Source organism: Aquimarina besae (genome assembly GCF_042434905.1).
In the GTDB taxonomy this organism is placed as follows: domain Bacteria; phylum Bacteroidota; class Bacteroidia; order Flavobacteriales; family Flavobacteriaceae; genus Aquimarina.
On record NZ_CP170199.1, the window covers coordinates 1,072,624 to 1,086,480 of the forward strand.

General features: G+C 34.3%; 14 protein-coding genes. 1 reads left to right on the top strand and 13 read right to left on the bottom strand.

The annotated features are described in order from the left end of the window. The first annotated feature begins 2 nt into the window (after positions 1 to 2). Entirely contained in the window at positions 3 to 437 is a 435-nt protein-coding gene (locus ACE94K_RS04710; RefSeq protein ID WP_378180644.1) for a hypothetical protein, read from the top strand. Positions 438 to 492: 55 nt separating this feature from the next. Here the strand turns inward: ACE94K_RS04710 and ACE94K_RS04715 are convergent, their stop codons facing one another. The 13 genes from ACE94K_RS04715 to ACE94K_RS04775 form a co-directional block, all read right to left on the bottom strand. Beyond that, positions 493 to 1,581 carry a Gfo/Idh/MocA family protein gene (locus ACE94K_RS04715; protein ID WP_378180647.1) on the bottom strand — a complete coding sequence of 363 codons (1,089 nt, stop codon included), beginning with the start codon at positions 1,579 to 1,581 and terminating at the stop codon, positions 493 to 495. 81 nt (positions 1,582 to 1,662) lie between these two features. Continuing rightward, entirely contained in the window at positions 1,663 to 2,028 is a 366-nt protein-coding gene (locus ACE94K_RS04720) for a cupin domain-containing protein (RefSeq protein WP_378180650.1), read from the bottom strand. Positions 2,029 to 2,042: 14 nt separating this feature from the next. Then, complete coding sequence (locus tag ACE94K_RS04725; RefSeq protein WP_378180653.1) at positions 2,043 to 2,438, bottom strand: acyl-CoA thioesterase; 396 nt, start codon at positions 2,436 to 2,438, stop codon at positions 2,043 to 2,045. A gap of 35 nt (positions 2,439 to 2,473) precedes the next feature. Beyond that, a complete protein-coding gene (mgtE, locus tag ACE94K_RS04730; protein WP_378180656.1) occupies positions 2,474 to 3,829 on the bottom strand; it encodes a magnesium transporter in 1,356 nt (451 codons plus the stop codon). A gap of 86 nt (positions 3,830 to 3,915) precedes the next feature. Then, on the bottom strand, positions 3,916 to 4,782 hold the full coding sequence (rsmA, locus tag ACE94K_RS04735) for a 16S rRNA (adenine(1518)-N(6)/adenine(1519)-N(6))-dimethyltransferase RsmA (RefSeq protein ID WP_378180659.1): 867 nt from the start codon (positions 4,780 to 4,782) through the stop codon (positions 3,916 to 3,918). Position 4,783: 1 nt separating this feature from the next. Further along, positions 4,784 to 5,212 (bottom strand): hypothetical protein, encoded by a 429-nt coding sequence (locus tag ACE94K_RS04740; protein WP_378180662.1) that lies wholly within the window; start codon positions 5,210 to 5,212, stop codon positions 4,784 to 4,786. 31 nt (positions 5,213 to 5,243) lie between these two features. Continuing rightward, positions 5,244 to 5,552, bottom strand: a complete 309-nt coding sequence (locus ACE94K_RS04745) for a DUF4286 family protein (protein ID WP_378180665.1) — start codon at positions 5,550 to 5,552, stop codon at positions 5,244 to 5,246. 198 nt (positions 5,553 to 5,750) lie between these two features. Next, a complete protein-coding gene (locus ACE94K_RS04750) occupies positions 5,751 to 7,538 on the bottom strand; it encodes a tetratricopeptide repeat protein (protein ID WP_378180668.1) in 1,788 nt (595 codons plus the stop codon). Positions 7,539 to 7,857: 319 nt separating this feature from the next. Next, positions 7,858 to 9,129, bottom strand: coding sequence for a serine--tRNA ligase (serS, locus tag ACE94K_RS04755; RefSeq protein ID WP_378180671.1), 1,272 nt, complete (start codon positions 9,127 to 9,129; stop codon positions 7,858 to 7,860). Positions 9,130 to 9,395: 266 nt separating this feature from the next. After that, the gene (locus ACE94K_RS04760; RefSeq protein ID WP_378184224.1) at positions 9,396 to 9,605 is read right to left on the bottom strand and encodes a helix-turn-helix domain-containing protein; all 210 of its coding nucleotides are present in this window, start codon (positions 9,603 to 9,605) and stop codon (positions 9,396 to 9,398) included. A 12-nt stretch (positions 9,606 to 9,617) separates the two neighbouring features. Further along, on the bottom strand, positions 9,618 to 11,525 hold the full coding sequence (locus tag ACE94K_RS04765) for an ATP-binding protein (protein WP_378180674.1): 1,908 nt from the start codon (positions 11,523 to 11,525) through the stop codon (positions 9,618 to 9,620). Between the two features lie 36 nt (positions 11,526 to 11,561). After that, the gene (locus ACE94K_RS04770; protein WP_378180677.1) at positions 11,562 to 12,881 is read right to left on the bottom strand and encodes an HTTM domain-containing protein; all 1,320 of its coding nucleotides are present in this window, start codon (positions 12,879 to 12,881) and stop codon (positions 11,562 to 11,564) included. Beyond that, the gene (locus tag ACE94K_RS04775; RefSeq protein WP_378180680.1) at positions 12,878 to 13,810 is read right to left on the bottom strand and encodes a bifunctional riboflavin kinase/FAD synthetase; all 933 of its coding nucleotides are present in this window, start codon (positions 13,808 to 13,810) and stop codon (positions 12,878 to 12,880) included. Before ACE94K_RS04775 ends, ACE94K_RS04770 begins: the two co-directional genes overlap by 4 nt. Positions 13,811 to 13,857: the final 47 nt, after the last annotated feature.

Below are 13,857 nucleotides of genomic sequence, written 5' to 3' on the forward strand. Positions count from 1 at the left end.
CTATGAGATCAATTTTACTATTATTATTTATTATTACCCTTCTTGCTTCTTGTAAGTCTCAACAAAAAGGAGATCCATTAAACGAGAGCGAAGATATTCAGGCAATAACAGAGGATGAATTACTTACCGGTAAAGTGCTGGGTAAGGGGAAAAAGACAATGGAATATGTTGCTGTAAAGTTAGTAGTGGACGAGAATACGTGTATGAAAGCTTATACGGATCAGGATGGATTATATGATTTTCTTATTAATCCAAGTAAAATGAAAGCGGATAGTTATTTTGAATTTGTTTACAAAGGATATGCTAGAAAACAAGTTCCTTATAGTGAAATTACTAAAAACGGTACGGTCAGACTCAGTACAAAAGGAGAGGTAGTTACAAGCACCGATTATCGCATTTTCTACGAAGATATACGATCTTGTAAGGACGAACTATAACTTACATTCTAGATCAAAATTATTTTTCTGATTCAGTCTGATTAATTTTTGAAAGTTAAATCAGGCTGATTTTTTGTTTTTCCTTGGCAGATTTGTAAATAGCCTCAACAATTCTTATATCTTTCATTCCTTCTTCTCCTGGTACAAGAACATCTGTGTTATTTAGTATAGACAATGCATCATCATCCATTTGTTTAGCTTGTTGATTTTCTATGTAGGCATTAAGTAATTTTCCGTCACTGGTAATTCCTTCCACACCAGAATACATAGAGAAGGGTTGTAATTGATACCACCCATTATCGGCATCAATGCGTAGTCTATGCATATCCTTGCCGACGCTAGTTTTTCCGTGAGCGATGGCTCCTGAAGGAAATTCTAATGTAAAATGTGTGGTCTCATCAGTCTCAGTAAAGATATGAGGTCGGGTAGTCATTTGCTCTGCGGTAACAGATATAGGTTCCTCATTGGTCGCATATCTGGAGGCATTTAGAGAATAAACACCTAAATCATACATGGTACCACCGCCTAGTTTGGCATTTAGTCTCCAGCTTTTTTCTGGATTCGTTACATTATAACCGATTTCGGCATATACCGTATTGATATTTCCATAAGGTTTGGTTGTAGCCCATTGCATGACCTGTTGCGTATTGGGTTCGTGTTGCATTCTGTATCCAATGGACAGTTTTACCTTGTTTTTTTGACAAGCGTTTATTATCGAAAGGCACTCTTTTTCAGTTTTGGCCATTGGTTTTTCGCACCAAACATGTTTTCCGGTATTGGCTGCTTTGATGGCATATTTAGCGTGTAAACCGGTAGGTAGAACAATATAAATGATGTCTATATCGGGATTGTTTGCAATACGATCCATAGTCTCATAATCGTAGACATTTTTATCAGGAATATTATATTTTTTTTGCCAAACAGGAATTTTAGAAGGCGTTCCTGTTACGATTCCGCTAAGTCTACAATACTTTGTTGATTGTAATGCAGGAGCAAGTATATTGGTGCTATAATTACCTAATGCAACCAAACAAACTCCCAGTTTTTTGTTTTTTGCATTTGAAAATAGGTGATTACCAGGTATCAGGCCGTACCCGGCCATAAGACCTATATTACGAATGAATGTTCTTCTGTTTAAACTCATTTTTTTAATTTTATAAAAGAAAAAGAGTCAACAATACGTTGTTGATTGTAATGCCGGTCAAGAGAATATCGAACTTAACGATCAAATATCTATATAGTCAGAAACCGTTCTATCTGATTCAATTTCTCCGGTATGTTTGGTGCTTATTTTTTCGAATATAAGGAGGTGTACTTCTTCATTATTTTGAGTAGATGGACAATGTTCTACACCCTTTGGTACAACAATAATTTCTCCTGCTTCAACCTTTACGGTTTTATCTCTGAATTTCATATAAAGAGTGCCCTTTACAACTTGAAAAAGTTCATCTTCGTGATCATGTTTATGCCAAACAAAATCACCACAAACTTTGGCAAGAAACACTTGGTTGTCATCAACCATTGCAATTCTATGTGGATGCCATTGTTTATTAAATTTTGAAAATTTCTCTTTAATGTTAATAGCTTCCATGTTTTCTTCTTAAATTAAGAAAACAATTTACTTATTTCTTGATTGATTCTGGTAGGTCTTAACGTTTCTTTATGGAGTAAGCACCAAGTTGTTTTGGCAGTAACAATTACTTTTTGGGTGGCTGTATGTATGATTTTAGTATGTCTTTCGCTTTTAGCTCCGTGATGATGGTCGATCCATGTCTGGATCGTAAGATCATCATTTTCAAAGGCTGGATTTTGGTACTCTATATAGTGGTTTAATACTACCCAAACATAGATGTTCCTTATTTCGTTATCCGTCTTTGTTTCCCAGTGTTTTTTAGCAATGTCTTGTATCCATTGCAGATAGATAACATTATTTACATGGTTCATATCATCAATAGCTGATTTTGGAACTTTGATCTGATATTCGAATACTTCGGAGTTCATTTTCAGAGGTGTCAAAAGAATTGGTGTTTTTAATTTTAAAAACCTAGAATCAGTTTGGCAATATAAAAGAACAGGAAAATTCCGAAAATATCGTTACTCGTAGTAATAAAAGGTCCTGTAGCAATTGCTGGATCAATACCTCTTTTATCAAGGATTATAGGCACAAATGTGCCAATTAGTGCCGCTACGATAATAACACTCATTAACGCTGCTGCAATGGTTAAACTAAAAGAAATTTCATAACGCATTACAAGTCCAAAAAGGATTACTAAAAGCGCTAATGCGACTCCATTGATTAAACTGAGGCCTACTTCTTTTAGCAAACGATTTAAAAGACTTCCTTTTACATTGTCATTAGCCAAACCTTGTACAATAATTGCGGAAGATTGAACACCAACATTACCGGCCATCGCCGCAATCAGCGGTGTGTAGAAAAATAAGTCACGTATTCTGGGATTGGTCATAACATCTTCAAAACCCTGCATAATAAATACGCTGCCTAATCCACCAAATAATCCCAAAATTAACCAAGGCAAACGTGCTCTGGTAAGTTCCCAAACGTTATCATCAGCTTCTACATCCTGAGATATACCTGCTGCCATTTGATAATCTTTTTCGGCTTCGTCTTTTATAAAGTCTACTATATCGTCTATAGTAATACGACCAACTAATACAGTATTTTGATCTACAACAGGAATAGCTTCGAGATCGTACTTTTGCATAATTCTGGCAACCTCTTCTCCCTCGGTTTCTACATTTACATAGTCTACTTTAGGGATATATATATCACTAATATATGCTTTCGCCGGGGCAGTAAGCAAGTCTTTTAAAGATAATCTGCCTTTAAGCTTTCCTTCTTCATCCACCACGTAAATAGAGTGAACCCTCGTCACATTTTCAGCTTGTCTGCGCATTTCGCGAACACATCCCGCAACTGTCCAGGTCTCTTTTACCTTCACCAGCTCTTTTGCCATTAAACCACCTGCGGTACTTTCAGCATATAAAAGTAGTTCTTTTATATCCTCTGCGTGCTTTTCGTCCTCTATCTCTGCAATTACCTCTTCGGCTCGATCCTCGGGTAATTCTGCAATAATATCGGCTGCATCATCGGTATCCATTTCTTCTAACTCTTCTGCAATTTCTTTTACAGATAAGTTTTCTAAAATACGTTCTCTAAAATCTTCTTCTAACTCCATAAGAGCTTCAGAAGTTTTTTCACTATCAAATAGTTTGATCAGATAGGTGGCTTGATAGAGGTTGAGCTCTCCAATAATTTCTGCAAAATCAGCAAAATGGATTTCGCTAAGCATATCTTGCAACTGAGTGTCATCCTCATTTTGAATATGGTATTTCACTTCATCGATAAGCTCATTGGAAATCTCGAATGACATAGGTTACTTTTTTATGGATTTCTGTACGAATGCTCACAAAGATAACCAAACAAATCTATTGCAGTTCAGATAGATGTTAAATGAAATTAATTTATTGATTTTTCGATAAGCAACGTAAGCTCAATAAACTGATTAACATCTAATTGCTCTGGTCTTTTGGTTAGGATATCCATTTCTTTGATTTTATCAGATAACTGAAAAACCTTTAGGCTATTTCTTAAAGTTTTTCTTCGCTGCCCAAATGCTGTTTTCACTACTTTGTAAAATAATGGTTCATTACACTCGAGGGTTTGTTCAGGTTTCCTTATCAATCGTAATACCCCACTGTCTACTTTTGGAGGAGGATTAAAAACAGAAGGAGGAACCGTAAACAGATACTCGGCGTTATAAAATGCCTGTGTCAAAACGGATAAGATTCCATAGGTCTTGGTGCCTGGTTTTTCACAAATACGTTGTGCAACTTCTTTCTGGAACATTCCGGTAAATTCTGGTATTCTATGACGATTTTCTAGAGTTTTGAAAACAATCTGAGATGAAATGTTGTAAGGGAAATTTCCTATTATTGCAAAAGGTTCATTATTAAATAATGTATCGAGATCAAACTTTAGAAAATCAGCTTCTATTACCTGAAACTCTCCTTTGCCATTTCTAATTTCCGGATGCTCCAATGGAAAACTGGTATTTAGATATTGAATAGATTCTGTATCCAAATCCATAGCAATAAGATTTACATCTTTTTGCAAAATATATTTGGTAAGAACTCCCATACCAGGACCAATCTCAATAACATTACTATAGTTAGTAAGTGTAAGTGTGTCTCCAATTTTTTTGGCTATATTTTCATCCTTTAAAAAGTGCTGACCTAGATGTTTTTTTGCTCTAACTGCGGTTTTTTCTTGAGGAGTCTTCTGACTGGATCTTTGGTTTTTATTTTTTTTAAATTTGGAAGACATTTTATGTTTGTTTTGTTCGTGATTCGATCTTTTCAAGAATTGTTTTTTCTATTTCAGAACGATCCTTTTTGCTAAACCACGAAATTTCTAAATCAATTTTAGTACCGTCGTTGATAATAATATAAGGTTCAGATCCTCCTTTAGCAGCATAAAAAGCCTTAATTTGATCGTACTGGATCTGTTGTCTTCCGATAATTATATAGTTATCATCTAAACTTATCGCAGGGTTATTGGATCGAATGATCAAGAAAGCAGCAACAACCAATAAGAAGATAAGAAAGATAGCAACCGATTTTTCAAAAATTGAACTTTGCACTAAAAATGAAATAACGTCTAAAAATAGACTCACAATAAAAACTGCAACCGCAGCTCCTATGATAAGACCAAAAATCTTAACGATGTATAACAATGTGGGCCGATATTTCTTCATTTAAGTGTAATTTAACTCAAATCCATTTTCGTTATTGTTCACTTATGATTTCCAGTTCTGTTCTGAAAGCAACAAAATGTCCTGCAAATTTGTTCGTTTCTGAACGAAGACGCTCTGCATCTTCGTTATAATAGCGTTCTAATGTACTTTTACTATCTGTCGTATACTGCACAGAATAAGTAATACCACCCATTTCTTCTTCGACCAGTACTTTGGTCATAAGAGCCTTACTAAATTTTCCGGTAGCTAACATATCAGGAATGTGCTTTTTTTTCATCCAATCCAACCATTCATCGTGTTTGGTGTCTTCTATGTTTATGGTAACGTTGTAGATGTACATATAAATATTTTGTTGATATTCTTGAACGATACAAAGAAACGAAATTATAATGGTTATCATCTCCTTATACGGATAGGAGTAATTTATACCAACAATTGTTTTATTTGGAAATATTAGAACACTTTCATAATGTGTTTTCTTGAGAGGACATTTCTCATTTACAATATATTAATAGAAGTACGGGTTATCCACTATCAACTAATTAATAGCATCACCTCTTAATGTTCGATATTTTTTCCTAGCATCCACAAAATAAATACTATCTGCGTGATTAAAGATGAGTTTCTCGTATAATTCTTTTGCTTTTTCCGGTTCGCCCAAGACATTCACATATAGCTCAGCAAGCCAGTAGTAGGCATCATCTACCAGAATATCATCAGGATAAAATTCTATAATTTTTAGGTAGTTCACTTTTGCCTTGTCAAATTCTTTTTCTTTTTCATATAATTTGGCTTGTCTTAAAAAGGTCTCATCTTCAATTTTTTCTCCCTTATGATTTACCAAAATTTCTTCATACTTGGCAATAGCTTCCTGATTTTTATTTTGGAAAGCTAACAAATCGCCTTTTGCAAAAATCTTCAGTGCAGTCTGTGTTGAATCCTCTAAAGAATTATCGCTTATAATTAGACTGAGCTCCATGGCATCATTTGCAATCAATTGTGAAGTTGATGATTTAAGGACATCTAATTGGGTTTGTGCCCAGGCAAAATCGCCTTTGTAGTAACTGGTTTTTGCCACTTTAAACCTTGCATCCTGAGCTAGAAAATTATTTTTTAAGGCATTTTGTACTTGAGTATAATAGATAAGTGCCTGATTAAATTTTTGATCCAAAACGAGAATATCCGCGATTTTCATTTTAGCACGAGAAGATTGAAATCTGGAGAGTTGTTCTCTAGTCAATAATTCCTTCAAAAAATCAATAGCCTCTTTTTTTCTATCTTGATTAAAAGCCAAAAAATGCGCATAATCGATTTGCAAACCAATGGTTTCTCTTGATTTACCATAGGTTTGAAATATTGCCTCATACTGTTCATTGATATCTTTATACTCTTTTTTATCGGCAAGATCGGTCTTTGCTTTAAGGATTATTTTGTGCGCTTTTAATTTAATATCATTTCCTGCCGGTGTTTCTAAGAGATAATCTAAAATGTAGGTAGCAGATTTTATATCTTTTGCTCCGATGGCAATGCGTGCAAGATCTAGAATGCCTTGCAATCCTTGATCTTTTCGTTTATAAATTGCTTTTTCTTGTATAAAAGCCTTTTTAAAATCTTTTTGTTGTACGAAAAGCCAGCTCAGCATTTCATTAAAGATAATATCGGGATTTTGTTGAAGTTTTTTGATCAATAATTTCCTGAAGATGACATTAGCCTCATTAAGTGGGTCATCAGTTATATATTGATTAAAATTTCTTTGAACTATATTCTTATAGTTTGGTTGCAGTAGGAGTAAGGAAAGATAGCTATCAAACATTTTCTCTAACTTTCCTTGCTCACCATATATTTTGGCAAGTTGAACGTTAAAATTAGCGCCTGGATTCGATGCCATTCCTTTTTCATAAATAATAGCTGCCTGATCCAGAAGATTATACTTTTCAAAGGTTTGTGCTAATGTATAAGCGGCATTTATATTATTGTGGTTAAAGCTACTAACGGCTCTGTCATAATATGTTTTTGCTTTTACTGTATCACCCTGTACCTCAAAATGGTGTCCCAGCTCTACCAGTAATTGTGAATTATTAGGGCTTTTTTCAATTCTTTTTTTTAAAATTTCTTCAGCCTTTTCAAATTGTTCTAATTGTTGATATGATTCAACAAGACCTAGCAGGTAGTTGATGCGATTAGAGTTTTTGGCATATAATTTTTGGTATACAGAAAGTGCCTTTTCGTACTGCCCTTGTTGCATATAATTCTTAGCCAATTGTTCGGATTGACCAAACATCGGAATAGCAAAAAGAAAGGCTATATAAAGAAAGATAAAGCGCATGCTGCAAGTTTTTTTGTAAATATAGGAAATAAGTTACTGAGTATTGTGATGTTAGCGTATGAGAGGGAACACTTTTAAGAAAAATATAAGTATAAATTTTTCATTTCTTGATCTGATTAAATATCAATTCTTATATATAAATTCATCCTAAAAGATAGATAAACCAATAAAATATTTAGATTGATCTTCAGACTAAAAACTAATATGTTAGCCTATCAAGCTCTAATAATTCCTTCTTAATCAATTATTAAGAATCTTTTTCTACGTCACGGTTCGATTTCCTTGACTCTCATCACTCGCAAACTCCCTAACCAAATAGTTAATCAATGTATTCGAATCCACAATAAGGAACTAATACCTCCGGAATTTTAATTCCTTTTGGGGTTTGATAGTTTTCTAAAATACCGGCAAGTACTCTAGGTAAAGCCAATGAGCTTCCATTGAGCGTGTGCGCCAATTTTTTCTTACCGTGATCATCTTTATATCTTAATTTTAACCGGTTAGCCTGGAATGATTCAAAGTTAGAAACAGAACTGATCTCTAACCAACGATCTTGTGCAGTAGAAAATACTTCAAAATCATAAGTTAGTGCAGCCGTAAAACCGATGTCGCCGCCACAGAGGCGTAAGATGCGATATGGCAATTTTAACTCACGCAGTATATCTTTAACGTGCTCTACCATACCATCCAATGCTTGATAAGAGTTTTCCTGTTTTTCGATTCGTACGATTTCTACTTTGTCAAACTGGTGTAAACGGTTCAATCCGCGAACGTGGGCACCATATGAACCTGCTTCTCTTCTGAAACAAGGTGTATAACCGGTACAAGTGATAGGTAAATCTTTTTCACTTAATAGATCATCTCTGAATAAATTGGTTACTGGTACTTCTGCAGTTGGAATAAGATATAAATCATCTTCGGTTACGTGATACATTTGACCTTCTTTATCTGGTAATTGTCCTGTTCCAAAACCTGAAGCTTCATTAACGAGATGAGGCACCTGATATTCCTTATAACCAGCTTCTGTGTTTTTGTCAAGGAAGTAATTGATTAAAGCACGCTGCAGCCTTGCTCCTTTTCCTTTATAAACAGGAAAACCTGCTCCACTAATTTTGACTCCTAATTCAAAATCAATAATATCATATTTTTTGGCCAATTCCCAATGTGGTAAAGCATCTTCATTCAGTTCTGGAATTTCACCCTCCTTAAATACTTCTTCATTATCTTCATCACTCTGTCCATCAGGCACAGAATCGTGCGGAATATTAGGCACCGTATATAGCAGTTCGTTTAACTCTTGTTGTATTTCTGTAAGTTTGGTAGATAGATCTTTAGAAACTTCTTTAAGCTGGGCGGTTTTCTCTTTTAGTAAGTTAGCTTTTTGCTGTTCTCCATTTTTAAATAGCATTCCTATTTCTTTGGAGAATTTGTTAGAATCCGCGAGGGTATTATCCAATTTTGCCTGAGTCTCTCTACGGGCTTCATCAAGTGTAATGATGTTATCTAAAACCGGTGCAGCATCAAAATTACGTTTGGCTAATGCTTTGATATACTCCTCTTTATTTGCTATAATTTCTTGTACCAGTAACATGATTTTTGTTTTGGGCGATTCCACTCGTTTTCTCGTGGCCAGGCTATCCGCTATATCTTTTTACTTTAGAACCTAAGCGGTCACGTTGAGCTTGTCGAAGTGTCGTCGAATGGTTCAAAAAATAAAAAGGATGCCGCTTCTATCCCTTTCGCATTAAAGCAGCAAATTTAAAGAAAACGGCGTTGATATACCCTTGATTTTTTGTATAAATTTTGAAGCTATTATGTATTTGAAATATTTACTTTTATTCCGTGTTAGTCTTTTATTTATTCTAACGTTTGAGTTTTAAAGTTTTGATTTCTAAATGTTGATGGGGTGACTCCCTCAAATCTTTGAAAGGTTCTATTAAAACTGGTCTTTGAGTTAAACCCACATTCTAGGGCAATCCTCAATAAGGTATATTGGGCAAAGGATGGATCTAGTATTTTTTGCTTTACGTCCTGATACTTGGTTAAGAAATCAATAACAGAGTTTATTGATTAGGTCCTTTATACAGACATTGGGATTTCAATATTAATAACAGTTCCCCTATTGATGGTTGAGTCGATCATTAAGCTGCCGGACAGTGATTTTAATCGATTTTTGATATTCTTAAACCCAATGCCATCGGCAACTTTTGATGTGTCAAACCCGATACCATTATCTTCAAAAAGAAGCTGAAGCGATTTCTCATATCCGTTAAGATAGATATCAATTTGATCCGCTTTGGCATATTTTAATGCATTGGTTAAAAGCTCCTGAATGATTTTAAATAATTCTTCTTTTAAAGGACTTTCGATTTCATTTAGAGAAGCTTCGGGATACGGGTTAAAGGAAATCATTTGATCACTTCCCTGTTTTATATTATTTACATATTCGTTGATCAAGGTCGAAATTCCATTATCCTGAAATTTTTTGGAAGCAAGATTATGAGATAAATTACGTACCTGATGATAGGTTTCATCCACCTGTTTGATAATTGTGGTTTGAAGGTCACCATTCTGAGTAGTTCCGGAAAGTTGTAGTTTTATGCTGGCAAGATTTCCTCCGATGCTATCATGTAATTCTCTGGCAAGACGCATACGTTCTTTATTTTGTCCATCCATAGTTGCCTGAACAAGATTTAATTCCTGATCTTTCATCAGTCGATGGACCTTTTGAGAATTGACTTCTTTTTGGGATTTGTTAAGTTCTATTTGCGTTTTTAATTTCTGGAAATACATAAATAAAAGCGCCACGACCGGAACCAAAACGACAAGAAAGCCGATAAGAAACGCTATTTTGATGGTTCTTTGTCTTTTAATTTCGCTTTCCTTTATAAGTTGCTCTTCTTTAAGCGCTAGTATTTCTTTTTCTTTTTGTAGAGTATGATATTTAACCTCCATTTCCTTAACAATCTCTTTATTTTGATCGGTTAGAATTTGATTAGAAATACCGAGGTATTGAGTCATTAGATTATAAGCATTTTTATAATCTTCTTGAGCTACCTTTAAGTCCTTAAGCACCATAATAACATCCCTCTGTAACTCAAGTTTATTCCACTGTACCGAATTTATATAGGCAGAGGATAGGATGATTTCTGCGTCTTGAAGATGTCCCTGATTATAATAAACAATCCCCATATTGATCACTGCATTCATATAGAGATCGTAAAATTTACTTTCTAACGCAATGTCTTTTACAGATTGGAAATATTTTAGCGCGTGGTCAAGATTATTTTCAAAAATATCTATCCTTCCTAGCTTCAACTGAGTCTCTAATCTAATTTTATTGTTTTCATAGAGTTGCATGTCTTCTAACACTTGCAGGTAATTAGACTTTGATTCGGAAAATTCTTTTTTTAAAAAATAAGTATCAGCCAATCTTTTTTTGGCTAAGACTAAAATTTCAGTGTAGATGGCATTCTTTAAACAATTTTGAAATATGGATAGTGCGGTTTCATATTCTTTTTGATTAAGATAAACAACACCAAGACCTATTTGATGGGTATAGTGCATTTTATTCATTGTGGCAGCAGGAGAAATTGCAATTCCATCCAGATGATGTTTCATGGCATCGTCAAATAGACCTTTCTCTAATTTCCCTTTTCCGAGGATATTGTAGGATTTTGAAAGATAGAGGTCATAATCTAAGAGTTCATCTTTTCTATGACGAATTTCATTTTGGAGCAAATTTCCATAATGTATAATAGAATCTGTATTTCCTGCCCTAATATGAATGGTAGCAATGGTATCAATAATTTTTATCCTCTTCTCAAGATCCTTAGTAACCCTTAGATCCTGATAAAAATGTCTATCTACTGTATTAGGTATTTCTCCAAAAAAAGAATACCAGTCTTTCTTTTCCTGGGATTTAGCAGAAAATGAAATGAATACAATACCTACATAACACCATATAGAAGAAATTTTGCACATCATAAAGCAGTTCTATACATTCTGGCAGTGAGTATATGTTTATTCCTTATCATATTTAATAATCCACGGATTAGTCGTAAAATAATTCCAGTCAACACTTGCCAAATCTACATCAGGATCAATTAAAACTCTTAGTTTTTTACCATTAACTGCAACCTTACTATTCACGTAAACCGCAATATCTCTTCCTTCTTTTAGATGTTCTTTTTTTAAGAATTGTGCAAACTGCCAGATAGCATCAGGCTTGGTGTCTACCTGACGACGTTGTTTTAGTGTCAAGTATTGGTTTTTATCAATTTTTACCCTTCTACAAGCATTATCTTTGAATTCAATATAGAAGTTAGTATATCCAGACCTACCTCTTAACATCATTCTCCAACTTAGTTTATGTCCTTCTTCTGTCCACAGTACGTCTCCAGGGATAAACCAGTGACGAACCGGTAATGCAAGCTGAATAATGAACCAAGTGCTCAATGCAGGAATTAAAAATTTTCTATAGGATGGAATGATCACTTTACCAGCATCATAAAATTCTTTTTTAGGCATAAAAATGCGATGGATCCTTTCTTTGGAAAAGAAAAATACACTAAAAGCCAGTGATAAATAAGGAAATATTCCGATTTGAAATACAATTGAGTTGAATAAGTGAAAAAATATACTGGCGATGAATGCTGCAAGCCGGGTTCTTCTCCATAAAAGTAATGGAATAATCAGTAAGTCAAATAAAATCCCAAAATAAGTAATCGAAACGTGTGTCCAATGTTGCTGGAGAATATCTCCTATTAATGGGTAATTAGCTCTGGAGAGCATTAAGTTTTTCGCAACTGTGTAATCTAACCAGTCTGGATATAATTTTGCAATAGATGCATAGGTGTAAACAATCCAGAGTTGTATTATAATGAATAAGACACACCATCTGGGCATCGATATTTTTTTTAATGCTGGATTTTGTTTTACGTCAATAGAGAAATAATTGCCAGCAGGAAGAGTACTCATTAGAATACACAACAATAATAACAAGTAGTAGTGATTATTGTAAGATGACTTTTGCATATAATAGACTCCGGCCCAAAGCAAAGTGTATCCGATCATACTCCATCGATACTTAAAACCGATCATCACGAAAACACCCAGTACACCCATTAGTGCGAAGTAATAATACATCCCATTACCTGGAAGTGGTTGTAAAAAATCAAATCCTATAAAATTAAATGTAAATTGTGGTTCCACCAAGGTTCGTCTTACCCAACCAGTAAGAATAGCACCAAAGGATTCTGCCGCAATCAGAAATCCGAAAAATACTCTAAATATGATTAGAGGACTATTATCTATGTGTTTGAATAGCCACCGATTGATCATACCATAGAGTTTATAAAATCTCTGGAAAAGTCTTCATCATCTTGCATTGCTGTTTTTAACGCTTCGATAGAATCAAATTTTTTCTCATCTCTGATACGCTTTAGCATTTCTATTTGGATCTTTTTTTCATACAAGTTAAATGAAGCATCAAAGAAATGAGTTTCTATGGTTTGATGTTTTCCGTTGACTGTAGGATTATTACCGATATTCATCATTCCGAAATACGTTTTGTTATTGATCTGTGATCTAACGATATATACTCCTTTTTTTGGGATAAGTTTGTATTCTTCTTCAATATAGAGATTAGCAGTAGGATACTCCAGTTTTCGTCCGAGTTCTTTTCCTTTAATAATCTTACCGGTAAGCATAAAATTATATCCTAAATATTTATTAGCTTTAGCAATATTACCATCCAATAATGCTTCTCGAATCTTTGTAGAACTTACAGCAACATCGTCAATATCCTGTTTTGAAATTTCTTCCACGGTAAAGTCATTTTGAATTCCAAAAGAAGCAAGATCAGTAATATTAGAATTTCGATTTCGTCCAAAACGGTGGTCGTATCCAATAATAACGTGCCGTACATTGAGTTTCTTAATTAACATCTCTTCTACATATTCTTTTGCAGTGAACCTGGAAAATTCTTTTGTAAATGGATGGATTACTAAACTGTCTAATCCGGTTTTTTCCAAAATCTGAATTCGTTCATCTATAGTATTAATCAGTTTAATGTTTGTGTCTTTTTGTAAGACCATTCTTGGGTGTGGGAAAAAGGTAAGAATAACAGATTCAAGATTATTCCTTTTTGCAGCTTCTACCAATCGCTCAATTATTTTTTTGTGTCCAATATGTACCCCGTCAAAAGTTCCTATGGTAACCACGGATGGGGTTTGATTGTCATATGTTTTAGCGTCTGTGTAGCGTTTCATCCTGGGTGGTTCTTAGTTTTCGGTATACGGTAAAATACTAAAGGGCG